Below are 24638 nucleotides of genomic sequence, written 5' to 3' on the forward strand. Positions count from 1 at the left end.
CCGGGATCACCCCGGGACGGGACAGGGCATGTTCAGCATACGACAAATCGGAATTATCGGCCGGACCTACCGGCATCTGACGCGGTACCGTCAGATTCTGACGATCTTCTTCAAGTATGGTCTGGGAGAATTCGTGGACCTGTTGAAGATCGAGCAGTATATCGAGACCGGTCTGCAGATGATCTCCAAAAAGCAGCGGGAACACACGACCCGGCTTTCACGGGCCGAGCGCGTGCGCATGGCCTTTGAGGAGCTCGGCCCGACTTTTATCAAGCTGGGTCAGGTTCTCTCCTCCCAGCCGGGCCTGATTCCCATCGATATCGTTGAAGAATTGGCCCAGCTCCAGGACAATGTACCCCCCGGTTCGTTTGAATCCATTGAGTTGTCCCTGGCCGAAGAGTTTGATTCACCTGCCGGACGGGTGTTTCTGTCTATTGAACCCCGGCCCATCGCCTCGGCCTCTATCGCCCAGGTGTACAGGGCCCGGCTGCACAGCGGCGAAATCGTGGCCGTCAAGGTCCGTCGTCCGGGCATCAAAAGGACCATCGAAGTCGATCTGGAAATCATGATGTATCTGGCCGGAGTGCTGGAGCGCAACGTGCAGGAGTTCGCCCAGCACAAGCCGACCAAAATCGTGGAAGAGTTCGCCCGGGTTCTGGCCCAGGAGATGGATTTCACCTTTGAAGCCGCCAACGTGGAGCGCTTTGCCCGGCAGTTCGCGGATGACAAAACCATTTACGTGCCGCAGGTGTTCCGCCGCTATACCTCCGACCGGGTACTGACCCTTGAGTATATCGACGGCATCAAGATCACCGACATCAAACGCCTGGACGCCGAAGGGTATGACAAGCAGGTCATTATTAAAAGAGGCACGGACCTGACCCTGCGGCAGGTGTTCATTCACGGGTTTTTTCACGCCGATCCCCATCCCGGAAACATCTTCATTCTGCCGGGCAACGTCATCTGCCCCCTGGATTACGGCATGGTGGGGTATGTCGACCTGAAGCACCGGGAGATGTTCGTAGACCTGCTGGACAGCCTGGTGCGGCAGAAGATCCCCAAGGCCACCCGGGTGCTGCTGCAGATCGCCATCTGGGACAGGGAACCCGACGTTATCGCCCTGGAAAGGGACCTGGCTGATTTTATCGGGCACTTTTTTTACAAGCCCTTGAAGGAACTGGAAGTCGGCAAACTGCTCCAGAACCTGCTGGTCATGCTGACCAAGCACCACCTGCGCCTTCCCCCCAACATATTTTTAATGATGAAGGCCCTGGGTACGATCGAGGGAATCGCCAAACAGATCGACCCGGATTTTGATATTATCACCAATGCCACGCCGTTTGCCCGCAAGGTCATGCTGGCCCGGTACTCGCCCGGTCGGATTGCCGGAGAGTTGGCCCGTACGGCCGGGGGGCTGCACCATTTCGCCCAGCAGTTTCCGGATGATCTGATGGATCTGGCCCGGCGGCTGAAGGAGGGGAAAATCACCATCAACATTGAGCACAAGGGGTTTGACAACCTGATGACCACCCATGACCGGGTCAGCAACCGTCTGTCTTTTTCCATTATCATCGCGGCCCTGCTGATCGGATCGGCCATGATCGTTACGACCAAGGTGCCGCCTCTGGTGTTCGGCATTTCCCTGTTTGGCATTATCGGCTTTACCGGCGCCGCCTTCATGGGGGTATGGCTTCTAATCGGAATTTTGCGAAAGGGTCGGCTATAGCCGCAGCCCCCTGGCGCCGGATAGCGAGCATTTGCTTGACATCCAGGTGCTTATAAAATATGGTCACAAAAACAATAGGATGTGCATCCGAAACGATGCCGGCGTCAAGCAACGTAAAGTGAGGCGGATATGCTTTCCGAGAAAATCAAACGGGCCAGTGTCAGGCACAAGCTGGTCTTTTCGGTGATCACGATTACCCTCGTGCTGCTTTTTGCTCTTTTCGGCGTTCGCGAGTCGGCGGCCGCCTTCTGGGTGCTGGGTGTTCTGCTGATTGCCGCCCTGTGCCTGACCGTGTGGTTTCTTCTGGAAGGACTGCTGGTTCCGGTCAACGATATCATCCGCATCGGCCAGCAGGTGTCAGTTGATCTGTTTGTGGAAAAAAGCGATCTGACGGCCCGGGTCCGGGAAACCGCCCGCAGCAATGAAGTTCACAAGCATGATGAAAAAGGGGAACTGGCCAAGTGGTTTAACAAGTTCATGAAAAAAATGCAGATCATCATGGTGACCTCCCGGGATCAGGCCACTCTGGTCGATGAAGCCGCCGGGGAGCTGATCGAAATCACCGGGTCCATGATGAAATCCATAGACAACAACCGCATGCGGACCAATGCCGTGGCCGGCGCCGCCGAAGAGATGAACGCCAATATGGAATCCGTGGCCGAAACCATGGACAAGGCCGCCACCAATGTCAAGACGGTGGCCTCCGCCACGGAAGAGATGACCGCCACGATTACCGAGGTGGCGAAAAATTCCGAAAACGCCAGCACCATAACGGAGAAAGCCGTTGTCCAGGCCAAAAAAGCCTCGGAGCAGGTGGAGCATCTGGGTAAGGCGGCCCGTGAAATCGAAGAAGTTCTGGAGACCATCGCCGAGATTTCCGATCAGACCAACCTGCTGGCGTTAAATGCCACGATCGAGGCGGCCCGGGCCGGTGAATACGGCAAGGGTTTTGCCGTGGTCGCCAATGAAATAAAGGAGCTGGCGGCGGCCACCTCCGAGGCGACCATGGAAATAAAGCAGAAAATAGAAGGGATCCAGCATTCTACCGCGGGGACCATTACCGAGATCAACCAGATCACCGGAATTATACATGAAGTCAACGAGATGGTGGCGACCATAGCGACCGCCGTGGAGCAGCAGACCACCACCACCAAAGAGATCGCCAGCAACGTCGCCAAGGCGTCCACGGGGATCAGCGAAGTGAATGAAAATATCGCCCAGTCATCCATGGTGGCGGCGGAAATCGCCAAGGATATTGCCGCCGTGGACCGATCCGCCACCAGCATCGCGGAAAAAAGCCAGGAGGTGATTTCCCGCGCCCAGAAAATGCGGGAATCCACCACCATCTCCAAGGATATGGCGACGCGCTTCATTGTTTAAGAGAATCTTTTTTCATAAGCCCTGTAGGATAATTATCGGAAAAATTATACCGGTTGCGCCGGTATTAAAAAAATGATTGTGTCCTGATTTTTGATGTGATAGGAATTTTTGCTTGTGTTTGCCTGAAAAAAGATCGGTGGTATCAGCGACCTGTGATTTTAAGGTTAATTATAGAAAAACGGAGGATTTAACAAAATGGCGGAAGAGGCAATCAAGCTTGGGAAAAAGAAGGAAAGCACTTTAATAGACAAGGTGAAAGGACTGCTGCCTGAGGGTGGAAATCTGAACCTCTGCCTGACCTGCGGCGCCTGTTCATCCGGCTGCCCGGCCTCGGGTTTTGAAGGAATGGACCCTCGAAAACTTCTGCGCATGGCGGCGCTTGGCATGGATGAAGAGATTCTCTCTTCCAACTGGCCCTGGTGGTGTACCATGTGCCAGCGATGCATTTACGTCTGCCCAATGAAAATCGACATCCCCCAGTTGGTTTTCAACATCCGGAGCATGCGACCCAGGGATCAACGGCCCAAGGGCATTCTGAACTCCTGTGATATGGCCATGAAAGTCGACACGTTGAGCGCCATGGGCGCAACTGAAGAGGACTTTAAGTTTGTCGTAGAGGACGTACTGGAGCAGTACCGTGAAGAGCAGCCGGAGTTCGCGGAAATGGAGGCGCCTATTGATAAAGAGGGCGCGGAATTGTTCATTAACCAGAATTCCCGCGAACCGGTGACCGAACCGGATGAAATGGTCCCCTTATGGAAAATTCTTCATCTGGCCGGAGCAAATTGGACATACGGCAGCAAAGCCTGGGCGGCTGAGAACTACTGTCTGTTCATTGCGGATAATGAGTCCTGGAAAAAAATGGTACAGATGCAGGCGGATCAGGTGCACAAGCTAGGGTGTAAGGTCTACCTAAACACCGAGTGAGGGCACATCACTTTCGCAGTCCGGGCCGGACTGAAAAAATTCGGAATCAAGCACAATTTTGAGGTTAAGAATATTTACGAATATTATGCCAAGTGGATTCGGGAAGGAAAACTCAAACCCAATTCCGATTGGAACAAGGATCTGAAAATTAAATTTACGGTTCAGGATCCCTGCCAGATTGTAAGAAAGAGTTTCGGAGATGCTATAGCGGATGATCTGCGATACGCTATCAAGATGGCGGTAGGAGAAGAGAACTTTGTCGACATGACGCCCAACAAGTCCAATAACTTCTGTTGCGGCGGCGGCGGTGGATTCCTCCAGTCTGGATTCAAGGATCAACGTCTGGAGTATGGCCGAATCAAGGACGAGCAGATCAAGAGAACCGGTGCGGATTATTGCATTACCGGATGTCATAACTGTCATGCCCAGGTTCACGAACTCAGTGAGCATTACGGTGGCCATTACGGAGTCGTGCACTTCTGGACGATTCTCGCCCTGTCTCTGGGCATCCTCGGTCCCAATGAGCGGGCCTATTTGAAAGACGAACACAAGGAGATTAACGTGTTCCATCCGGAGACATCTCAGTAGTGTGATTTAAAGGCGGTTCATACCGTTGTTTGACATAAGCCCGGCGGGAAATCCCCGCCGGGCTTTTTTATGTAAAGCATTGACCCGGAAAATCAATTATATTATTGGTAAGAGGTTTCCGGATCCTCATGACAAGGCGATTTGCGGTGACGAAGCTGACGATTTTTATTATCCGTCTCCTGATGGGCGCGTTTTTCGGTCTAATTTTGACGCGGTTTTTTTTCCCGGGGTCGCCCTGGACCACCATGGTCGGAATCGGAATCCTGCTGGTCTTTCTGGCCTATGTGTTTGATTACTTGCGCGGCCGGCGGACGGAAGAATAATCCCGATCCGGAAAAAGCATAAAGGAGTAACGTTGGAACAATTCGTTCTCGGCACGGCCGGCCATATCGATCACGGCAAATCCAGCTTTGTCAAGGCGCTCACCGGCACCGACCCGGATCGGCTGGAGGAGGAAAAGCGCCGGGGGATAACCATTGACCTGGGGTTTGCCTCCCTGCGCCTGCCGGGGGGGCAACGGGTCGGTATCGTCGACGTGCCCGGTCATGAAAAATTCATCAAGAACATGGTGGCCGGGGCGTCCGGCATTGACCTGGTCGCCATGATCATCGCCGCCGACGAAGGCGTCATGCCTCAAACCCGTGAGCATCTGGACATCTGCACCCTTCTGGGCATTTCCCACGGCCTGGTGGTCCTGACCAAGATCGATATGGTGGATGAGGAAATGCTGGCCCTGGTCCGGGAAGATATCGCCGATTTCACCCGGGGCACCTTTCTGGACGGCGCGCCGGTCCTGCCGGTTTCCTCCCTGACCGGCCAGGGCGTGGCCGATTTTCCCCAAATCGTGGCCGACATTGTGGCCAGGATCCCGGAGCGCGCCCAGAACGGTCTGCTGCGCCTGCCGGTCGATCGCGTGTTTTCCATGAAGGGATTCGGAACGGTCATTACCGGGACGCTGATTTCAGGAGAGATCAAGGCCGGTGAAGGGATCCAGATCTATCCTTCCGACGTTCAGTCCAAGGTCCGCGGGCTGCAGGTCCATGGTCAACAGGTGGATGCAGCCGGAACCGGCATGCGGACGGCGGTCAACTTTCAGGGAATTGACAAGGAAAATGTTGCCCGCGGCAATGTCTTGAGCCGGCCTGGCGCCTTGACGCCCAGCTATATGCTGGATGTTTTTTTTAAATATCTGGGCGGAAACGCCAAGGCGCTGAAAAACCGGACGGCGGTACGGGTATATTCCGGCACCGGGGAATTTACCGGCAATATTATTCTCCTGGACCGGGATGAACTGGAGCCCGGGGAGAACGCGCCGGTTCAGTTGCGTTTAAAAACCCCGGTGGTATGCGTCAGAGACGATCGCATTGTCGTCCGCACGCTTTCTCCGGTCAGGACCATCGGCGGCGGCCGCGTGGTCAACCCGGTGCCGCCGAAACATCGCCGCTACCGGCAGGCCCTGGCCGAGGCCATGGAAAAACTGCGCGGAAGCTCTCTGGAAGAACTCATTCTATTTCAGTGCCGGCAGGCCCGTGAACAGGGCGTCGCTTTTTCCGTCCTGAAAGTCATGACCAACACCAGCGACCGGGTGCTGCAGCAGACGCTGGAAGCGCTGCTGTCGGCCCGTAAGCTTATTCTGGCGGACAAGGACCGCCGGATTTATGTCCATCATCTGCTGGTGGAGGAGACGGCCCAAACGGTACTGGAGACCCTGCAGCGGTTTCACCAGGACAATCCGTTGAAAAAAGGCATGTCCCGGCAGGAAATCAAATCCCGCCTGGCCCGGCAGTCCGGGGAAAAAATCGTGGAGCTGGTTTTTATCCGCCTGATGAAGGAAGGAAAAATCACCCAGGAGGAGGACGTGATCCGGCTGGCCGGACATGCCGTGTCTCTGCCGTCGGCTCATGCCGAAATCCGGCGGAAGGTTCTGGATCTTTACAACAGCGCCGCGCTCGCCCCCCCGGTCGTCAAGGAGTTGCTGGCGGAATTCCGCCCGGATGACGCCCGGGCGGTCAAGGAGGTGCTGACGCATCTGGCGGAAGAAGGCCAGCTGATCAAAGTGAAGGAAGACCTATATTTTCCGGCCGCCGTTATTGAGGAGTTGAAACAGCGATTGATTGATTTTCTGAAAAAAAATGAGAAAATATCGACGCCGGAATTTAAGGAAATGACAAATGTTTCCAGGAAGTATACAATACCGCTGATTGAATATTTTGACTCCCGCAAAGTGACGATTCGCATTGGCGACATGAGAAAGCTCAGATAATGGATCGAAATGGAGAGATGATATGATGAAGATGCTTGACCGCAAACAGGGCGAAGCAGAGAAGGGCAATTTTGCCGTTTTTTTCTGGGTGCGGGTGGTGGCCGGGTTGGTCGTCGCGGTTGCCGTGATCTGGATAACGGCGACGGTTCTTAACTTTGTGGGCAGGATCGGGACCGGTCATGAGGGCCAGGCAACGGCTTCCGGCGACAGCCATGGGAAGACGGCCGAAGCCAGTCACCCCGCCACGGATCTTCATCCCGGGCAGGCGGAGGAACCCGTCGAAGAAGAATCCGGTCACCGGAGCGCCGAATCGGCCGAAAGCCCGGCCGCCGATGATGAGGGGGTCTCCACCCACGAGACCGAGCGTCCGGCCACGGTAGCCAAAACGGCCGGACATGGTGTGGCGGTTCATGGCGCCGCGGCCGTAAGCGAAAAAACCGCTGAAATGCCCAGGGTCAAGGGCGTGGCTTTTCTGGATGCCATGATCAAGCCCATGGAGCTTGAATTGAAGAAAAGGGCCTGGGGGTGGCGGCCCAACGACATAATCGAGTTTACCGATAATGTGAATAATTTTCAGCTGGGGGTGCTGGAGGCGACGAGACGGGCGTCGACACGGCTGGCGGAACGGATTTCCCGGACAGGCACAACCAACACCCTGGACGAAAATCTGGAAAGGGCCATGAACGACTTTATGATCGCTCCCGACAGTTTCATGCTGCCGTCGGCTGAATCAAAATACGGAGAAGGGTTGAAAGAGCTCCGGGCCTATCAGGCGCGACTGCTCTCCGGGGAAGCCGATTTTTATACCCGGGCGGACAATTTAATTCCTCTGCTGGTGGCCTTCGCCGACCTGCTGGGAAGTTGTGATGACAATCTGGTCAAAGCAACGGAAAAAAACGGCCAGCCGGTCAGCACCTTCGCGGCGGATAATTATTTTTACTACGCCAAGGGCGTTGCCAGCACCATATTGCCGATTCTCGAAGCCGTGGCCGAGGATTTTGAGGAAACATTAACCACCCGCAGGGCCACGGACGTGCTGCTTCACGCTATTCATGCCTGCCATGAAGCTTCAGGGATTGAGCCTCTGGTTGTACTGGAAAGCGACCTGGACAGTATTTTTGCCAACCATCGGACCAATATGGCGGCCCACATCAGCCATGCCCGGTTTTATCTGGACGTGCTGGCGGCAACCCTGTCGACCTGATGAAGTCCGATCAGTTATCGGCAGCAAAAAGGTCAGGAAGCCATAAAAACGAATCGGTATCGGATTAAAACGAATTAAAGGGGGTTTATGATGATGAAAAAGGCATGCATTATATTCGTTCTGCTGCTTATTCTGGCGCCGGCGGCCGGGGCTGCAGTCGTGTCCGGCGTTACGCTGCCGGATACGATAACCGTGGAAGGCCAGCAGCTGGTGTTAAACGGCGCCGGCATGAGAGAGAAAAAATTTCTGGTTGTTCCGGTCGATGTCTATGTGGCCGGGTTGTATCTGAAAAGCAAGACATCGGCGGCCCAGGCCATCATCGATGCCGATGAAACTATGATGCTGAAGATTCAAATTGTTTCCAGTCACCTGACCGCGGAGAAATTCAAGAACGCGACCCTGGAGGGCTTTCAGGAATCCACCGGCGGGAACACAGGGCCCATTCAGAAAGAAATCGACCTTTTCATGAAGGCCTTCGCGGAAGAAATCAAGCAGGGTGATGTTTTTGACATTCAATATGTAAAAGACAAGGGCGTGCTGGTTTATAAAAACGGGAAAACCACGCCCGAGGTGCTGGTTCCCGGTCTGAACGTGAAAAAGGCGCTGTTCGGCATCTGGCTGGGAAAAAGGACGGAAAGTTATCTCCAGGTGCTGGCGACGAAGCTGCTGGGAAAATAACAAGATAAGGTCGGCTGAAAAGCGGGGGTATCTCTTTTAGAGGTACCCCTTACTTTTTTTTCGGTCTGACTGTTCCCCCTGCAGACGACGCAATTTTTCAAACGCCCCGTCAATCGCCTGTTTGAGCGTATGAGAGTTGGATGGTTTGCTTAAATAACCGTCAAAACCGCAGGCCTCGAGTTTCTGCTCATCAAAAGAGGCGATGTATCCGGACAGGGCGTAAATGATAACGTCCGGATGGATTTTTTTAATGCGGCGGCACAGTTCCAGACCATCCATTCCCGGCAGGCTCAAATCGGTAATCATCAGCGGGAAAAATTCCGTTTTAAGTATTTCCAGCGCTGTTTCAGAGGAGTCGGCGGTTTGAACGGCATAGCCGATCTTAGGGATAAACCGCTCCATGATATCCCGCTGGGAGGCTTCATCGTCGATGAATAATATCTTTTTTTCGATCATCTGCCCCCCTGGTAGCCGTCAAATCTGTATAGCATTCTGAATAATTTTCAGGAGAACGCCCGGATCGTCCGCTTGTATGATACCGACAGGCCTTGACCTGATCGGGCTGCGGTCGATGGCGCGGCACGGCATATCCCCAGGCCGCCACCCGTCAGCCAGCTTTATTTGCGGGTTTCCGCCTCGGCTTCTTTTAACCGCCGGATAAATTCCCTGGCTTCCTCCTCGGTTCCGAACCGTCTTTTTTCGTATGCGGAATCCCTTTCAATAGTCACAATAACAGACACGATTTCTCCGTTTTTGTTTTTTTCCCTGGAAAGTTTCGCCTCCATTTACCTTCCTCCGCCGTTGTTTTCGGTAAACTGTCCGATGTAGTCACGAAATTGATGTTTTATTTCCGGATTGGCTTCGTTGTCGTAAAGTCGTTCGAAAATCCCCCGGACACCGTGTCTTGAAGTGACCAGGGAGTCCCCTTGTTCCTTGTAAAGGCTTACCGCCGTCTGGGATATGGCCGAGCACAGCGCGTCCAGAAACCGCTGCTTCACGCGCAAGCCCTCGCCGTTTTTGGTCGGATGAAGCAGGGACCGTAAAAAGATGGCCGATGAATTGCTGATGGCGGCCAGGGGGGAACCGATTTTTTTGGTGGCTTCATAGACCATGGCGGCAATGATCAGCGGGCTGTTGCGCAGCGAATCCGGGGGTTGTTTGTTGGTTTCCCCCAGGTCGGCGATGCACAACGAAATGAAGTATTCCATGGTCCCTTTTTTACCGTATAGATAGCTTCCGTTGACCTGGCTTTCGTTAAAGAAGATGGATCCCGGCAGATCGGTAATGGTGCTGGGCTGAACACCGATTTTGTTTTTCGTGCAGAATGCGGCCACCCGGGTGCCGGTGTTATCGGAAATGGAGTTGAAATAATCGTAGGGCAGCCCGAAAATAAAGGAACCGTGGATGGAAATGCCGTGGGCATGTATTTTTTTTATTTTAGACCGGTAATATTCTTCCACCGATAGACCGCTTTTTTCAATGTCTCCGACAATGTGTTTGTTGATGTATTTCAAATTGCGAAGGTCAAGGGATTCCAGGCCGATAAAAAAGTGGGTACCGCCCGATCGCCGGATTTTTTTCAGCAGGTCGGCGTCGTTGGCTACGTCTATGGAAATCTGAACCGCGTAATTGATGCACAGGTCGCTGTCGATGATCTTGTCCAGCATGGTTAACAGGTTCTTTTTCCCCAGCAGCAGGTTGTCCGGCGTAAAGAAATAGTAGCGGTTTGTAAAATCGGGCTTTTCTTTCTGGGAGGATTTCAGTTCCTCGACAAAATCATCCGGATCCCTAAGCCGTAAGGCGCGTTGTTTTTTAGGCAGTGTCGAAATGGAGCAGAAGTTGCAGGAAAAGGGACAGCCCGTATGGGGCGCCACCGGATTGATCCGGAAGTCCTTAAGCGGGGTATGCCGGATTAAGGGTAACCGCTGCAGCAGGTTGATTTTTAACGGGGTCAGCGGCTCCACGTTGGGAAAATCTCCCCAGACGCCGTTTTCAATCAGCTTATAACCGGTATATTCGGGCTTGAGGGTCCCGGTTTTGAGGTTGTCCAGAATTTCACTGATAACAATGGAGTCACCCGCGCCCTTGACAATGGAGACAAGTTCCGGGTGGGGAACATGCTCCCGGATAAAGGTGTCCACATCCTCGGCCGAGGTGGAGACGTGAATCCCTCCCAGAACAACCGGGATCTCGGCATGGTTGAGTACGATGGCCGCGGCCGCGGCCGCCGGAAAATTGGAGCTCATGGATGTGATGAAGACCGCCCGGGGCCGGCGCTGTTTTTCCTTGATCACCGCGGAAAACAGCTTTCTTTTTCCATCCAGCATGACCACCAGATGATCCTTGGCCAGTCTGGCCAGCTGGTTCTGGATGTAAACGGCGGAGTACATTTCGATGGCCAGGGTGTCCACCATGGTCATGCGCTGCTTGCCTGTGTGAAAGTCTATATATTCTAAAAAGTTGGCGGGGGTTATCGGTTTTTTCTGCTTTCCCGAAAGATAGCAGACGATATCGACGGGTGAAAGACCTGCTGACGGAAGCAGATCCATGAGGGAATACGTCAGCGGGTTATATACGATAAAATAGTTAAGCGGCATAACCGGAAAACCCTGCCGGCGAGCGGCCGGCTATTATTGATAAACACGCACTTATAACACAAGTAACACCGTTTTTGCAATACGGGATGATGTTTTTTGCGATAAAAAGTTATGGCCGGACGCGTTTTTGTGTGATAGAAAGCTGATAATAAAAAAGATTTCATGAAGGAGGGCAATATGACGTTGCCGGTCTGTCCCGGTTTTCAATGGAGCGGTGTTTCCGCCGGCATTAAGCCCGGAGGAGACAAGGACCTGGGGATGATTCTGTCCAACATGCCGGCCCGGGCCGCGGCCGTGTTCACCAAGAACCGGGTCAAGGCGGCACCGGTTCAGCTGGACCTTGAGCGTATTGTCTCCGGAATATGCCAGGCGGTTATTGTCAACAGCGGCAATGCCAACTGCTGCACCGGTGAGCAGGGGATGGGGGACGCCCGGCTGATGACCCGGCTGGTGGCCGAGGAACTGGGTATAGACGAGGAGTGGGTCCTGGTCGCGTCCACCGGCGTCATTGGCGTGCCCATGCCCATGGACAAGGTAACGGCCGCCGTTCCCAAAGCGGTGGAAGCCCTGTCTCCCGACGGATTCATTGATTTTGCCACCAGTATTCTTACCACGGATCAGTTTCCCAAAACCGTTACCCAGGTCTTCCAGATGGATGACGGCAGCGAGTTTTCCATCACCGCCGCGGCCAAGGGCGCCGGCATGATCCATCCCGACATGGCCACCATGCTCTGTTTCGTCTGCACGGACATCCAGGCCGCGCCGGAGGCGCTGGCCACGATCCTGGGCCGGGCGGTGGATTACTCCTTTAACCGGATAACGGTGGACGGGGATACCAGCACCAACGACACGGTCATGATCATGGCCAGCGGCATGAGTGAGGCCGACCTGGGTACGGATTCGAACCGGAACCGGTTTCAGCAGGCCCTGGATGAAGTGCTGCTGGAAATCGCCAAAATGATTGTCCGGGATGGAGAGGGAGCCACCAAGCTGGTCGAAGTCAACGTGCGGGGCGCCCATTCCGCGGAGGAGGCGCGGCGGGCGGCCCAGGTCGTGGCCGGATCGCCCCTGGTGAAAACGGCTTTTTTCGGTGAGGATGTCAACTGGGGCCGGATCATGGCTGCCGTCGGCCGGTCCGGGGTTGAAATGAAGCCCGAAAAACTCGATATTTTTTATGATACCGTCCAGGTGGTCAGCCACGGCCGCGGTTGCGGGGCAGCCGCTGAAGCGGCGGCGGGAAAAGTGATCCGGCAGAGCGAGATGACCCTGGTCATTGACCTCAACACCGGCGGGACCGGCAACGCTTCAATGTTTACCTCCGATCTGACCCTGGATTACGTGAAGCTGAATGCCCATTATCGTTCCTGATGACAAGACGTCTTTCTAAAGGGCTTCCGGCCTGCCGGCCCTTGAATCCTGTTCCCCGCCCGGAGCCGGATCCGGCAAGCGTCGGGGGAAAACCTGACCGTTTTATGCGTCTCCAGAAGTATATCGCTTCAGCGGGAGTCTGTTCCCGCCGGCAGGCTGAAACGTATATCAGCGACGGCCGGGTCGCCGTCAACGGCCAAGTGATCACCCGGATGGGCGTAACGATTGACCCGGCCACGGCCACGGTCACGGTCGACGGCCGGGCCGTTGTTTTGGATCGGCCCCCAATTTATATCGCCCTGAACAAGCCGGCCGGGTATGTCAGCAGCTGCCGGCAACGGCAGGAGAAGACCATTCTGGAACTGGTCGATGTGTCCGAACGGATTTATCCGGTGGGGCGGCTGGACAAGGAGTCCACCGGCCTGATCCTGCTGACCAACGACGGCGACCTGCATCTGGCCCTGTCCCATCCGTCGTTTGATCATGAAAAGGAGTACGATATCACGGTGGCGGCGCCCATCTCCGACGACGACCTGGCCAAACTGCGCGAGGGCGTCCGGATCGACGGCCGGAAAACCCGTCCGGCAAAAGTGGCCCGGGTTTCGGAACGGCGGTTTCGAATGACGCTGCTGGAAGGCAGAAACCGGCAGATTCGAAAAATGACGGGCAGCCTGGGCCATCGCGTGGTCGCCCTGAAGCGCTTGAGAATGGGCGGCATAAAACTGGGAAACCTGAAAGAGGGACAATGGCGCCATCTGACCGACGCCGAACGGAAGTCCCTGTTGAGCCTCACGGGCGCGAAAAAAGATCCTGCGAAAGTGCGGAGCGGAAATTGAATTTTTATTTTGCCTGGGCGGAAATTGATCTGACGGCGATCGCCCGCAACGTCCGTTCCTTGAAAAATTTTATCGGCAGCGACTGCCGGCTGATGGCCGTGGTCAAGGCCGACGGCTATGGCCACGGCATGGGCCGGGTGGCCAAAACCGCCCTTGAAAACGGCGCTTCCGCCCTGGCCGTGGCCAGGATCGAGGAAGGCATCGGCCTGCGGGAGATGGGTGTCGCCGCGCCGATCCTGGTACTCGGTTACACCCCGGCGCGGCTCTGCCGGGAGCTGATCGGTCATGACCTGATTCAGACGGTCTGGTCGGAAGACGACGCCCGGGCTTTTTCCCGGGAGGCCGCGGCCGCTGGAAGGACGCTGGCCGTCCATTTCAAGGTGGACACCGGCATGGGACGGCTGGGAAAAAGCCTTGTGTCGGGGGAAACGGCCGAAGCCGTCCGTGAAATGAGGGCCGTCAACGATCTGCCGGGCATCTCCCTTCAGGGCGTTTACACCCATTTTTCGTCCGCCGACGAGGCGGATAAAACTGGCGCCGCAGGGCAGCTGGCGCTTTTTTCGCGACTGACCGAAGCGCTGCCAGCGGCCGGGCTGTCTTCACTGCTCCGGCACGCCGCCAACAGCGCCGCCATCATTGACCTGCCGTCCTCTCATCTGGATATGGTCCGGGCCGGCATCGCCATGTACGGACTTTATCCTTCCGCCGCCGTCAGCCGGCGGGTATCGCTTGAGCCGGCCATGGCGCTGAAAACCCGCGTCATTCAACTCAAGCCGGTTGCGGCCGGAACCGCGGTCAGCTACGGAGCCACTTATATCACGCCCCGGGCGACGGTCCTGGCAATCGTGCCCATCGGCTATGCCGAAGGATACAACCGCCTGCTCTCTTCCCGGGGGCACATGCTGGTGCGCGGCCGGCGGGCGCCGGTGGTCGGCCGTGTCTGCATGGACCTGACCGTCCTCGATGTCGGCGGCATTGAGGGGGTCCGGGTCGAGGACGAGGTGGTGGTCTTCGGCCGGCAGGGGGAGGAGCAGATCACCGTGGACGAGATCGCCGCCGCCCTGAACACCATCAACTATGAAGTCGTCACCGCCGTCACCGACCGCGTCCCGCGGGTGTACTCCGAAAAAAAATGATTGTCATCCGGCCGGCCGTCTGATAAAAAAATAACTGCTTGTGATGGTCTTTTTTCCCCGGCTCTGAGAGCTCGCAACCGTTTTCCCGCGGTACATTAATTCGGTTTCGGAAACAGCGGACAACATACAGGAGAAGAACGATGACGAAAAACGCCACGCTGATCATTGACGGCCAAAGTTATGAATTGCCGATTGTAGAGGGCACCGAAGGCAAGCCCGGCATCGACATTCGCAAACTTCGCGATCTCACCGGTCATGTCACCTACGACCCCGGTTTCAGCAATACCGCCGGCTGCAAAAGCGCCATTACCTACATGGACGGCAAGGAAGGGGTTCTCCGTTACCGCGGCTATCCCATCGAGCAGCTGGCTGAAAGCGCCTGTTTCGTGGACGTGTGCTATCTGCTGTTAAACGGCGAACTGCCGACCCAGACGGAACACAACCGCATGAGCTGCATGCTCAATGATCAGTCCCTGGTTCATGAAGACATGCAGATATTCTTTCAGAATTTTCCCCGGTCTTCAAACCCCATGGGTATTCTGTCCTCCATGGTCAATGCCTTGAGAAATTTCTATCCGGAACTGATGGACAGCGACGAAGCCATGGAAATCACCTTTCTGCGCTTGATTTCCAAGGTCCGGACCATGGCCGCCATGTCCTACAAGATTTCCCGGGGTCACAAGGTGGTTTACCCCCGGCCGGATTACACCTATTGCGCCAATTTTCTGAACATGATGTTCGACACCCCGGTCATTCCCTACACCCCCCGGTCGGAATTCGTGGACGCCCTGAACACCTTCTGGGTGCTGCATGCCGATCATGAACAGAACTGCTCCACCTCCACGGTCCGCGGCGTGGGCAGCGCCCGGGCCAACATTTACGCCGGTATCTCGGCCGGCATTTCGGCCCTGTGGGGGCCGCTCCACGGCGGTGCCAACCGGGCGGTGGTGGAGATGCTGGAGGATATCCGCAAGAACAACGGCGACGTCCGCCAGGCCGTGGCCCGGGCCAAGGACAAGAGCGACCCCTTCCGGCTGATGGGATTCGGTCACAGTGTTTATAAAACCTACGATCCCCGCGCCCGGATCATGAAAAAGATGTGCGACCGCATGCTGGCCGTGTCCAAAATGGATGATCCCCTGGTGGATATCGCCCGCCGCCTGGAAGAGATCGCCCTGGAGGACGAATATTTCAAGGATCACAATTTATATCCCAATATCGATTTTTACAGCGGTCTGGTGCTGCGCACCCTGGGTATTCCCATCACCATGTTTACGGTCATGTTTGCCATCGGACGGCTTCCGGGATGGCTTGCCCACTGGAAGGAACTGTGGGAGGATCCGGAAAAGAAACTGTTTCGCCCGCGCCAGGTTTACACGGGCAGGCTGAAGCGGGATGTCCTGCCCAAGCAGGAGCGGTAATTCCGGCCGGATTCGTCCTTTACGGTAACGAAAAATGTTCTCGACCCCGAACACACCGACCCCCATCGACGTTCCGGTCAACGGCTGTGTTGACGTGGCGGTCTGCCTGCCGGTCTTCAGCACCTATACCTATCGGGTGCCGGCCGATCTGGCCGCGCAGGCGGTGCCGGGGAAACGGGTGACGGTTCCTTTCGGCAAGCGTTCCGCCACCGGCTATATTCTCGGTCCGGCTGGAGAAACGCCGGACGGTGAGATCAAGCCCATCCTGGAGATCCTGGACATCCTGCCCCTTTTCCCGGACGCCATGACCGGGTTTTTCCGCTGGATCGCCGACTATTACCTCTACCCCCTGGGGGAAACCATCAAGAACGCCCTGCCGGCGGCAACCGGCGCCAAAGCCACCAGCCGGGTCACAAAGAAAAACCGGGACGCTGTTGGCGAGGTCATTGCCCCGGACACTCCGCCGGAGCTGACGCTTCAACAGCGGCAGGTGGTCACGGACGTGGCCGCGCGGATCGGCGACGGTTTCTATTCCTGCCTGCTGGCCGGCGTCACCGGCAGCGGTAAAACCGAGGTCTACATGCGCCTGGCCGAAGCCGCCCTGGAAAAGGACCGCGACGCGCTGATCCTGGTGCCGGAAATCGCCCTTATTGTCCAGGCGGAACGACGATTCAAAGCGCGTTTCGGAGACCGGATCGCGGTTCTCCACAGCAGCCTCTCGGCCACCGAGCGCCGCAACCAGTGGATGCGGATCGTCCGTGGAGAAGTCCGCCTGGCCATCGGCACCCGCTCGGCCATCTTCGCGCCGCTCCCGTCACCGGGAGTGATCATCGTCGACGAGGAACACGACACCTCCTACAAACAGGAGAACGGCCTGCGCTACAATGCCCGGGACCTGGCCCTGGTGAGGGGAAAGCAGTCCGGCGCGGTGGTGGTTCTCGGTTCGGCCACGCCTTCCATGCAGTCGGTTTACAATGCCGCTACCGGTAAGTTTTCCGCCGTCTATTCCCTGGACACGCGTATCAACAATCAGCCGCTGCCCGAGATCACGGTGGTGGACCTGCGCCGGTATGAGGACCGGCGTGGCCTGGAGAGGTTCATTACCGATGAACTGAGGCAGGCCATGCAGGAGACCCTGGCCGCGGGCAACCAGGTGCTGCTGTTTTTAAACCGCCGCGGGTTCGCCAGTTTTCCGGTCTGCGCCGCCTGCGGTCAGGCCGTTAAATGCAAAAATTGCGACATTACCATGACCCTGCACCGGGCCGGCAACGCCTATCGCTGCCACTTCTGCGGGTTTTCCCGGCCGCTGACGGCCGGGTGCGCCCAGTGCGGTTCCACGTCCATAAAACAGCTCGGCCTGGGAACGGAAAAGGTGGAGGAGGCTGTCCGCAAACTTTTTCCCGAGGCGGCCGTGGACCGGCTGGACCGGGATACCACCGTCCGCAAAGGCTCCGTGGCCCGGATATTAAAGGATGTCAGAAAGGGGAAAACCGACATTCTCATCGGCACCCAGATGGTCGCCAAGGGGCACGATTTTCCCGGTATCACCCTGATCGGCATTATCTGCGCCGATATGTCCCTCAATTTTCCCGACTTCCGGGCCGGGGAGGTGACCTTTCAGCTGCTGGCCCAGGTGGCGGGCCGGGCCGGCCGGGGAAACGATCCCGGCCGGGTTATCATGCAGACCTACAACCCCGACCATTTCAGTATCCAGACGGCCCGGATGCAGGACGTGTCGGCTTTTTATGAGAAGGAGATCGCCTTCCGGAGGCAATTGTCCTATCCGCCTTATGCCCGACTGGTTCAGCTCCGCATTTCGGGCGGCGACAGCGATAAAACCAGGGCCCAGGCCCAGCTGGCCGGACAACGGTGCGCCATACTCAAACAAAGTGATTTGGCCCGGTTCGGCTCGGTGGAGATCCTCGGGCCGGCCGAAGCGCCTATTTACCGGCTGGCCGGCCGGTTCCGGTGGCAGATTCTGTTAAAGGCCCGCTCCGCCAACGTGCTCAACGGATTTGTGGCCTCCCTGCTCACTGAAAGCGGCGCCGCCATCCGCCAGCATGGGGTTCGCCTGGTGGTGGATGTTGACCCTTATGTCATGATGTAGTAATTTGCTTAAAAAGGACGCAAACGCGATGCGCATAGCCGTCATGAGCGATACCCATGACCAGATTCCCAATCTCCGCCGGGCCATTGCCGAAATCCGGACCGCCGACTGCGGCCTGATCATTCACTGCGGAGATTTCGTGGCGCCGTTCATGTTAAAGGAACTGGAGGCGTCCGGGCTGCCGGTTCACGGTGTTTTCGGCAACAACGACGGGGATCAGTATCTGCTGACCCGGCATTCCCTGACCCTTTACCGGAACATCACCCTGCACGGCCATTTCGGGCAGGTGGATGCCGGCGGACGCCGCATCGCTTTTATGCATGACGGCGTGGTCGCCGACGACATTGCCGCCGCCGGCCGCTTTGATGTGGTATGCTATGGCCACTATCATGTGTACGCCCAACGGAAAATCGGGAAAACCCTGGTGGTGAATCCCGGAGAAATGCTGGGCAAGGACGATGTGCCGGGCTTCTGTATCGTGGATACGGAAACCCTGGAGCCCCGGCGGGTGACCCTGGCCTGACGGGTTATAGAAATAATTTTTACAGGAGCGCATTATGTGGAAAATGAGGCTGGTCGGTTGTTTGGTCCTGTTGCTTGTAATCGGCACTTATGCTGGCGCGGAGTCTGTGGAAATGACGTCCGAAACAATGAAGAAGGTCGGTCCGGCGGTGACCCTTCCGGCGATTACCGCGCCCTCATCCGACGCGGCCAAGGAGGCTGCCGCGCCGGTCACGGAAAAGGACCGGAAGGCCGTCACGCCGCCTCCGGAAGCAGCCGTTAGCGCACCCCCGACCGGTCGGCCCATCGCGATCGTTGAAAACACCCTCTACACTTTTCCCGCGGTTATGGAGGGGGAAGAAGTGGTGCATGATTTCGCCTTTCGAAACGCGGGAGATGCCCCGCTGATTATCGAACAGGTCAACGCCGGGTGAGGGTGCACGGCCGTCTCGTTTACGAGATCCATCCCCGCCGGCGGCGTGGGAACCGTGACCATCAAGGTAAATACCAGCGGATTCGGAGGAAAGACGATTACCAAGGTTGCCAAGGCAAAAATCAATGATCCCTTGAAAAAAACGATCGATTTGACGCTAACCGGGACGGTGGAATCTTTCGCCGAAATCGTACCGCCGGTAGTCCGGTTTAACCTTCCGGTCGGCACCGCCCAGCGGCAGGAAGTACGGGTGATCCCCGGAGAGAAAAATGTTTTTAAAATCACCGGCTCCAGCGCCCGGGAAGGGAAAAACATCCGCTTTGAGGTAAAAGAAATTACCCTTGATACCGGGCGGACCGGTTATCTGGTGGAAGTGGAAAACACCAAGAAAGATGCCGGCGCCTATCAGGACATGATTTTTCTGAATACGGACAGCAAGAAACGGCCGCAACTGACCATCCGGGTTCATGGCTCCATTTATGATGAGTCGTTATTAGAAGAACAGAAAAAACCCGACCAGACGAGAACACCCGATGTCACCCATTAAAATCGTTGCCTTTGACTGCGACGGGGTCCTGTTTGACACGGTTGAGGCCAACCGGGCTTACTATAATTGCATTCTGGCCCGGATGGATCTGCCGGCGCTGACGGATGAACAGTTTCTTTATGTTCAGATGCACACGGTGGAGGAGGCCCTGATCTATCTTTGCGGCGCGGAAAACCTGGCCCAGGCCCATGCCCATCGCCGGCAGGTCAGTTATCTGCCGTTTATTTCACACATGAAGAAAGCACCGTTTCTGGAGGATCTGCTGGACCGCCTGTCCGGCCGGATGCATACGGCCATCGCCACCAACCGTTCCAACACCATGAACCGGGTGCTGGAGGAGCACGGCCTGGCTGACCGGTTCGAACTGGTGGTGACGGCCCTGGACGTGATGCGCCCCAAACCGGCGCCGGAGCAGCTTTTAAAAATTCTGGACTTTTTTAACGCCCGACCTGACGAGATGATGTACGTGGGGGACTCGTCTCTGGATGAAATGGCGGCCCGGTCGGCCCAGGTTCCCTTTATCGCCTTTAACAACACCGCCTTGTCCGCGGACTATCATGTCACGGGCATGCGGGAGGTCGGGGCGATTCTGGGGCTGGAATAAGCAAGGCTTACAATATTTCAGGAAGGACCAATGAGATATCTGTCCGCAATTATAGCCCTGCTGATGACGGCGCTGACAATGAACGGCCGGTGTACGGCCGCGGCTGAAACGGCGCCGAAGGTCTATATCATCGACATTGCCGGCGATGTTGCCCCCGGTATGGCGGCCTTTGTCAAGCGGGCCCTGGACGACATTCCCAGGGCCGAAGGCACCGTCATCGTGTTTGAGATGGATACCTTCGGAGGCCAGGTGGACGCGGCTTTGACCATCGTGGATCTCATCGTCGAGACGGACAAGGGGCAGACCATCGCTTTTGTCACCAAGAAAGCCATTTCCGCCGGCGCACTGATCGCGCTTTCCTGCGACCGGCTGGCCATGAAACCCAACACCACCATCGGCGACTGCGCGCCCATCATGATCGGCGGTGAAGGTCCGGAAATGCTGGGGGAAAAATTTCAGTCGCCCCTGCGGGCCAAGTTCCGGTCCCTGGCCAAGAAAAACGGATATGCCGAGGTTCTGGCCGAAGCCATGGTCACGGCCGAGATGGAGGTTTTCCGGGTGGTGAGGGACGGTAAGACCGTTTACATGGACGCCCGCGAGTTCGAGGAGCTCAGCGAAAAAGAGAAGGCGGCGGTTACTGAAAAAAAGACAGTGGTGGCCAAGGGTGAGCTGCTGACCATGGACGACGTGGAGGCCCGGGACCTGGGGTTTTCCCGGCTGACAGCGGACAATGCCGAGGAAATGCTCAAGAACCTGGGCATCACCGGCCGTGACATCATCCGGGTGGAGCAGAAGTGGTCCGAAGGACTGATGCGATTTATCGGTACCATCGCGCCGCTGTTGATGCTTATCGGACTTGGCGCTGTTTATACGGAGATCAAGGCCCCCGGTTTCGGCGCCCCCGGGGTCATCGGCATCATCTGCCTGGCGCTGTTCTTCATGCATCAGTATACCGTGGGCCTGGCCGATTACACCGAAATGCTGATCATCGCCCTGGGGTTTGTGCTCATCGGGCTGGAGATTTTTGTGCTGCCCGGTTTCGGCATCGCGGGTATTGTCGGCCTGATTTGCATCATCACCGGCCTGGTGCTCTCTTTGCAGGGATTTGTCCTGCCCGATCCCGCCCTGCCCTGGCAGACGGAACTGATGACCGCCAACCTGATCCAGGTCTTCGGATCGATCATCCTGGCCTTTGTCCTGGCGCTGGTGATGCTGCGCTACGTGCTGCCCCGGGCGTCGGCGGCCGGGCCTTATCTGGATACGACCCTGCGCGACTCCCACGCCGACTCCCTGGCCAACACCGGTGTGGCTATTGGGGATAGAGGCGTGGCCGTTACCCCCCTGCGGCCGTCGGGTAAAATGAAAACCGGTACCGGCGTTTATGACGTGGTCACCCAGGGCGATTTTCTGGACCGGGGAACGCCGGTGGTCATCACCGCCGTTTCCGGCAACCGGCTGATTGTCACAAAGGAGGCAAGGGAATGAATCCATTGCTGCTGGCCGTTCTTCTGCAGCTTCTGGCGGTGGCGGTCCTGATTACCGAGGTCATCATCCCTTCCGGGGGCCTGCTGGGCATTCTGGCGGCCGGGCTCATCGGCTATTCGCTCTATTCGGTTTTTACGGAAGTTTCTACGAATACCGGCTATCTGTTTCTGGTCGTTGACGTGGTGACCCTGCCGGTCATCTTCCTGGCTGGGCTTAAACTCCTGGCCAAATCTCCGGCCACGCTCCGGAAGGATCTGTCCACCGCCACCGGCGTGACCTCCCAGGCAGCGGACCTGGAAGCCTATCTGGGGAAAGCGGGGGTCACCGTCACCAATCTGCGGCCTTCCGGAATCGCGCTGATAGAGGGAAGGCGGCTTGACGTGGTCAGTCGAGGAGAATACATCGAAAAGGATGCCCCGATCGTTGTGTCGGCGGTCACGGGCAACCAGATCATTGTCAAAATTATGCCTCGTTCGTAGAGCGTATTCAACCCATAACCTTATTTTTAATTCAGGAGAACGCCATGCAAATGTATATTCTTGTTTTTTTGATAATCGCCGCCATCATTCTGTTTTTCTTTATCGGCTCGGCCATTTCCCTGTGGATCCAGGCCCTGGTCTCCGGCGCTCATGTCGGACTGCTGAACATCGTCTTCATGCGGTTCAGGAAAGTGCCGCCCAAGCTGATCGTGGTCTCGAAAATCATGGCGGCCAAGGCCGGTCTTGAAGTCACCACCGACGAACTCGAATCCCACTTTCTGGCCGGCGGTAATGTCAGCCGTTTGATTCAGGCCCTGATCGCGGCGGACAAGGCCAAAATCGAGCTGAATTTCAACCGGGCCGCGGCCATTGACCTGGCCGGCCGGGACGTGCTGGAGGCGGTGCAGATGAGCGTCAATCCCAAGGTCATCGAAACCCCCATGATCGCGGCCATGGCCAAGGACGGCATCCAGCTGCAGGCAGTGTCCCGGGTGACCGTTCGGGCCAACATCGACCGGCTGGTGGGCGGCGCCGGTGAGGAGACCATCCTGGCCCGGGTCGGGGAAGGCATCGTCACCACCATCGGTTCGGCCGAATCTCACAAGCATGTTCTGGAAAATCCCGATCTTATTTCCAAGCGGGTTCTGGACAAGGGGCTGGATTCCGGCACGGCCTTTGAGATTTTGTCTATCGATATCGCCGACGTGGACGTGGGCAAGAACATCGGCGCCGAGCTGGAGACCGACCGGGCCGAGGCCGACAAGAAAATCGCTCAGGCCAAGGCCGAGGAGCGCCGGGCCATGGCGTTTGCGCGAGAGCAGGAAATGAAGGCGCAGGTGGTGGAAATGCGGGCCAAGGTGGTGGAGGCCGAGGCGCAGATTCCACTGGCCATGGCCGAGGCGTTCCGCAAGGGGAACCTGGGCATTATGGACTATTACCGCATGAAAAACATCATGGCCGACACGGACATGAGAGAGAAAATCGCCGCCGGCCCTGAAGGCAAGGGCGGCGATCCCTCCAAAGGCAGGTAATAGTCATGGATATGGATACGCTGATTACAGTCGTTTTTGTGGCGGTGATTATCGCCTTTCAGTTGTTCGGCTCGATAGCCGGCCGTCTGCTGAAGCAGGGGCGGTCCGCGCCGGGTCAGTCCGAAAAAAAAGAAGGACTGTTGACCCGGGTCGGCCGGGAAATCCAGCGAGCCATGGAGGAGGCGGCCGCCAAGCAGCGGGAGGCTTCCCATGATGACGCGCCGCCGGACCGGGTGAGGGAAGAAGAGAAGACCGTCGTTGATGAAGGGCCGGGGAAAAAGCCGGCCCCGGCCACACGACGTCCGGCGCCCAGGCGAACCGCGCCCACGCGGCCGGCGATTAAAAAACCGGAAAGGCGTACTCCCGCGGTATCAGCCCCGTCCGTCGCCCGGTCGGTTGTTAGGAAACAAGAAAAGCCTGCTGCCGTTGAATCGGTCCAGGAGGACAAGGCCCTGATGGCGGATATCCGGCAGGGGCTGCTGGAAGCTGCGGCCCCGGACAAGCCCGGCGTCAGTCCAGCGATGACGGGCCAAGACGGCCCTGCGCTGGCGGGGATCGAACCCGGGAATGGGTACGAAGCGGATGACCTGCGCCGGGCCGTGGTCTGGTCGGAAATCCTCGCCCCGCCGGTGGCGTTGCGGGAATAAGGGCGGTAGGGGAGGTCGCCTGGTAGGGGCACGGCCCGCCGTGCCCCTACGTCTCGGCATGTCCGCACAGAGACCCTTAAGCCGCTTTTCCCGCCGCCGCAAAGCCCAGATCAAAGGCCTTCAGGTTGATATCGACCGTGGATTTCTTGGTGAAATCGGTGATGGCTTTGCGTACGATTTCAGGGGTGATCGGCAACACCCCGGTGTGAATCAGCGCTCCCAGCAGCACCATGTTGACCGACAGGGGACTGCCGGCTTGGGCGGCCAGCCCGGCGGCGTCGATGGCCACCAGTTTCGCGGTTTTTTCCGCCAGCAGAGACTTGATTTTTTCCACCGGCGGGTAAACGCCTTTGCCGATGGCCGCCGTAAACGGCGGCATGGGCGCCGTGTTGGTGACGACCACGCTGTCGGTGTTGCATCTGGCCAGGGCCCGCAGGGCCTCGGCCGGTTCAAAGGCCAGCAGTACGTCGGCGCAACCGTCGGAAATGATGGTGCTGTGAGCGTCGCCGAAAACCAGGGAGGACTCCACCACGCCGCCCCGCTGGGCCATGCCGTGAATCTCGCTCATTCGCACAGGTATATTGGCCAGCATAGCCGCTTCCGCCAGCACCTTGGAGGCCAGCAGGTTGCCCTGCCCGCCCACCGCCACGATGATCAACCGCTTGATATCCACATTCAAC

The 24638-nt window shown here is 57.2% G+C and carries 24 protein-coding genes; 20 read left to right on the forward strand and 4 right to left on the reverse strand.

Features of this window, described 5'->3' with window-relative positions; genetic code table 11:
- Positions 1-28 precede the first annotated feature (28 nt).
- From AB1724_07410 to AB1724_07440, 7 genes are all read left to right on the forward strand, one after another.
- Entirely contained in the window at positions 29-1726 is a 1698-nt protein-coding gene (locus tag AB1724_07410) for an AarF/ABC1/UbiB kinase family protein (protein MEW6077620.1), read from the forward strand.
- A 129-nt stretch (positions 1727-1855) separates the two neighbouring features.
- Positions 1856-3106 carry a methyl-accepting chemotaxis protein gene (locus AB1724_07415; GenBank protein MEW6077621.1) on the forward strand — a complete coding sequence of 417 codons (1251 nt, stop codon included), beginning with the start codon at positions 1856-1858 and terminating at the stop codon, positions 3104-3106.
- Positions 3107-3301: 195 nt separating this feature from the next.
- Complete coding sequence (locus AB1724_07420) at positions 3302-4621, forward strand: (Fe-S)-binding protein (GenBank protein ID MEW6077622.1); 1320 nt, start codon at positions 3302-3304, stop codon at positions 4619-4621.
- A 128-nt stretch (positions 4622-4749) separates the two neighbouring features.
- Positions 4750-4944 (forward strand): hypothetical protein, encoded by a 195-nt coding sequence (locus tag AB1724_07425; GenBank protein ID MEW6077623.1) that lies wholly within the window; start codon positions 4750-4752, stop codon positions 4942-4944.
- Between the two features lie 32 nt (positions 4945-4976).
- The gene (gene selB, locus AB1724_07430) at positions 4977-6884 is read left to right on the forward strand and encodes a selenocysteine-specific translation elongation factor (GenBank protein MEW6077624.1); all 1908 of its coding nucleotides are present in this window, start codon (positions 4977-4979) and stop codon (positions 6882-6884) included.
- A gap of 22 nt (positions 6885-6906) precedes the next feature.
- Entirely contained in the window at positions 6907-8088 is a 1182-nt protein-coding gene (locus AB1724_07435; GenBank protein MEW6077625.1) for a DUF2333 family protein, read from the forward strand.
- Between the two features lie 87 nt (positions 8089-8175).
- Positions 8176-8766, forward strand: a complete 591-nt coding sequence (locus AB1724_07440; protein ID MEW6077626.1) for a chalcone isomerase family protein — start codon at positions 8176-8178, stop codon at positions 8764-8766.
- A gap of 36 nt (positions 8767-8802) precedes the next feature.
- Here the strand turns inward: AB1724_07440 and AB1724_07445 are convergent, their stop codons facing one another.
- The 3 genes from AB1724_07445 to AB1724_07455 form a co-directional block, all read right to left on the reverse strand.
- A complete protein-coding gene (locus AB1724_07445) occupies positions 8803-9222 on the reverse strand; it encodes a response regulator (protein MEW6077627.1) in 420 nt (139 codons plus the stop codon).
- A gap of 161 nt (positions 9223-9383) precedes the next feature.
- Complete coding sequence (locus tag AB1724_07450) at positions 9384-9551, reverse strand: hypothetical protein (protein ID MEW6077628.1); 168 nt, start codon at positions 9549-9551, stop codon at positions 9384-9386.
- Positions 9552-11363, reverse strand: a complete 1812-nt coding sequence (locus AB1724_07455; protein ID MEW6077629.1) for a radical SAM protein — start codon at positions 11361-11363, stop codon at positions 9552-9554. It lies immediately after the preceding gene.
- Between the two features lie 177 nt (positions 11364-11540).
- Between AB1724_07455 and argJ the strand changes: the two genes are divergently transcribed.
- The 13 genes from argJ to AB1724_07520 all read left to right on the forward strand — a co-directional run bounded on the left by argJ (position 11541) and on the right by AB1724_07520 (position 23958).
- Positions 11541-12731, forward strand: a complete 1191-nt coding sequence (argJ, locus tag AB1724_07460) for a bifunctional glutamate N-acetyltransferase/amino-acid acetyltransferase ArgJ (protein ID MEW6077630.1) — start codon at positions 11541-11543, stop codon at positions 12729-12731.
- Positions 12732-12835: 104 nt separating this feature from the next.
- Entirely contained in the window at positions 12836-13567 is a 732-nt protein-coding gene (locus AB1724_07465) for a pseudouridine synthase (protein ID MEW6077631.1), read from the forward strand.
- A complete protein-coding gene (gene alr / locus AB1724_07470; GenBank protein MEW6077632.1) occupies positions 13564-14703 on the forward strand; it encodes an alanine racemase in 1140 nt (379 codons plus the stop codon). The genes AB1724_07465 and alr overlap by 4 nt, the downstream gene beginning before the upstream one ends.
- A gap of 140 nt (positions 14704-14843) precedes the next feature.
- The gene (locus tag AB1724_07475; GenBank protein MEW6077633.1) at positions 14844-16124 is read left to right on the forward strand and encodes a citrate synthase; all 1281 of its coding nucleotides are present in this window, start codon (positions 14844-14846) and stop codon (positions 16122-16124) included.
- A gap of 34 nt (positions 16125-16158) precedes the next feature.
- Positions 16159-18231 (forward strand): primosomal protein N', encoded by a 2073-nt coding sequence (priA, locus tag AB1724_07480; protein MEW6077634.1) that lies wholly within the window; start codon positions 16159-16161, stop codon positions 18229-18231.
- Between the two features lie 28 nt (positions 18232-18259).
- The gene (locus AB1724_07485) at positions 18260-18754 is read left to right on the forward strand and encodes a metallophosphoesterase (protein ID MEW6077635.1); all 495 of its coding nucleotides are present in this window, start codon (positions 18260-18262) and stop codon (positions 18752-18754) included.
- A 112-nt stretch (positions 18755-18866) separates the two neighbouring features.
- Positions 18867-19166, forward strand: coding sequence for a DUF1573 domain-containing protein (locus tag AB1724_07490; protein MEW6077636.1), 300 nt, complete (start codon positions 18867-18869; stop codon positions 19164-19166).
- 54 nt (positions 19167-19220) lie between these two features.
- Positions 19221-19712: a hypothetical protein gene (locus AB1724_07495; GenBank protein ID MEW6077637.1), complete on the forward strand. Its 492-nt coding sequence runs from the start codon at positions 19221-19223 to the stop codon at positions 19710-19712.
- Positions 19699-20316 carry an HAD family hydrolase gene (locus AB1724_07500; GenBank protein MEW6077638.1) on the forward strand — a complete coding sequence of 206 codons (618 nt, stop codon included), beginning with the start codon at positions 19699-19701 and terminating at the stop codon, positions 20314-20316. Before AB1724_07495 ends, AB1724_07500 begins: the two co-directional genes overlap by 14 nt.
- A 30-nt stretch (positions 20317-20346) precedes the next feature.
- On the forward strand, positions 20347-21801 hold the full coding sequence (locus AB1724_07505) for an NfeD family protein (protein ID MEW6077639.1): 1455 nt from the start codon (positions 20347-20349) through the stop codon (positions 21799-21801).
- Positions 21798-22280 carry an NfeD family protein gene (locus AB1724_07510; GenBank protein ID MEW6077640.1) on the forward strand — a complete coding sequence of 161 codons (483 nt, stop codon included), beginning with the start codon at positions 21798-21800 and terminating at the stop codon, positions 22278-22280. Before AB1724_07505 ends, AB1724_07510 begins: the two co-directional genes overlap by 4 nt.
- 44 nt (positions 22281-22324) lie before the next feature.
- Positions 22325-23311, forward strand: coding sequence for a flotillin-like protein FloA (gene floA / locus AB1724_07515; GenBank protein MEW6077641.1), 987 nt, complete (start codon positions 22325-22327; stop codon positions 23309-23311).
- Between the two features lie 5 nt (positions 23312-23316).
- Positions 23317-23958 carry a hypothetical protein gene (locus AB1724_07520; protein ID MEW6077642.1) on the forward strand — a complete coding sequence of 214 codons (642 nt, stop codon included), beginning with the start codon at positions 23317-23319 and terminating at the stop codon, positions 23956-23958.
- Between the two features lie 76 nt (positions 23959-24034).
- On the opposite strand, the gene AB1724_07525 is transcribed toward AB1724_07520, so the two are convergent.
- Positions 24035-24631: an indolepyruvate oxidoreductase subunit beta gene (locus AB1724_07525; GenBank protein MEW6077643.1), complete on the reverse strand. Its 597-nt coding sequence runs from the start codon at positions 24629-24631 to the stop codon at positions 24035-24037.
- Positions 24632-24638 lie beyond the last annotated feature (7 nt).

The sequence above is a fragment of the Thermodesulfobacteriota bacterium genome (assembly GCA_040753795.1).
Classification (GTDB): domain Bacteria; phylum Desulfobacterota; class Desulfobacteria; order Desulfobacterales; family Desulfosudaceae; genus JBFMDX01.

Excerpts from the sequence above, each read along its gene's own strand:
- AB1724_07410 (MEW6077620.1), top strand. The coding sequence starts at position 29 with ATGTTCAGCATACGACAAATCGGAATTATCGGCCGGACCTACCGGCAT.
- AB1724_07415 (MEW6077621.1), top strand. The coding sequence starts at position 1,856 with ATGCTTTCCGAGAAAATCAAACGGGCCAGTGTCAGGCACAAGCTGGTC.
- AB1724_07425 (MEW6077623.1), top strand. The coding sequence starts at position 4,750 with ATGACAAGGCGATTTGCGGTGACGAAGCTGACGATTTTTATTATCCGT.
- AB1724_07435 (MEW6077625.1), top strand. The coding sequence starts at position 6,907 with ATGATGAAGATGCTTGACCGCAAACAGGGCGAAGCAGAGAAGGGCAAT.
- AB1724_07440 (MEW6077626.1), top strand. The coding sequence starts at position 8,176 with ATGATGATGAAAAAGGCATGCATTATATTCGTTCTGCTGCTTATTCTG.
- AB1724_07445 (MEW6077627.1), bottom strand. The coding sequence starts at position 9,222 with ATGATCGAAAAAAAGATATTATTCATCGACGATGAAGCCTCCCAGCGG.
- AB1724_07450 (MEW6077628.1), bottom strand. The coding sequence starts at position 9,551 with ATGGAGGCGAAACTTTCCAGGGAAAAAAACAAAAACGGAGAAATCGTG.
- AB1724_07455 (MEW6077629.1), bottom strand. The coding sequence starts at position 11,363 with ATGCCGCTTAACTATTTTATCGTATATAACCCGCTGACGTATTCCCTC.
- argJ (MEW6077630.1), top strand. The coding sequence starts at position 11,541 with ATGACGTTGCCGGTCTGTCCCGGTTTTCAATGGAGCGGTGTTTCCGCC.
- AB1724_07465 (MEW6077631.1), top strand. The coding sequence starts at position 12,836 with ATGCGTCTCCAGAAGTATATCGCTTCAGCGGGAGTCTGTTCCCGCCGG.
- AB1724_07475 (MEW6077633.1), top strand. The coding sequence starts at position 14,844 with ATGACGAAAAACGCCACGCTGATCATTGACGGCCAAAGTTATGAATTG.
- priA (MEW6077634.1), top strand. The coding sequence starts at position 16,159 with ATGTTCTCGACCCCGAACACACCGACCCCCATCGACGTTCCGGTCAAC.
- AB1724_07485 (MEW6077635.1), top strand. The coding sequence starts at position 18,260 with ATGCGCATAGCCGTCATGAGCGATACCCATGACCAGATTCCCAATCTC.
- AB1724_07490 (MEW6077636.1), top strand. The coding sequence starts at position 18,867 with ATGACGTCCGAAACAATGAAGAAGGTCGGTCCGGCGGTGACCCTTCCG.
- AB1724_07500 (MEW6077638.1), top strand. The coding sequence starts at position 19,699 with ATGTCACCCATTAAAATCGTTGCCTTTGACTGCGACGGGGTCCTGTTT.
- AB1724_07505 (MEW6077639.1), top strand. The coding sequence starts at position 20,347 with ATGAGATATCTGTCCGCAATTATAGCCCTGCTGATGACGGCGCTGACA.
- AB1724_07510 (MEW6077640.1), top strand. The coding sequence starts at position 21,798 with ATGAATCCATTGCTGCTGGCCGTTCTTCTGCAGCTTCTGGCGGTGGCG.
- floA (MEW6077641.1), top strand. The coding sequence starts at position 22,325 with ATGCAAATGTATATTCTTGTTTTTTTGATAATCGCCGCCATCATTCTG.
- AB1724_07520 (MEW6077642.1), top strand. The coding sequence starts at position 23,317 with ATGGATATGGATACGCTGATTACAGTCGTTTTTGTGGCGGTGATTATC.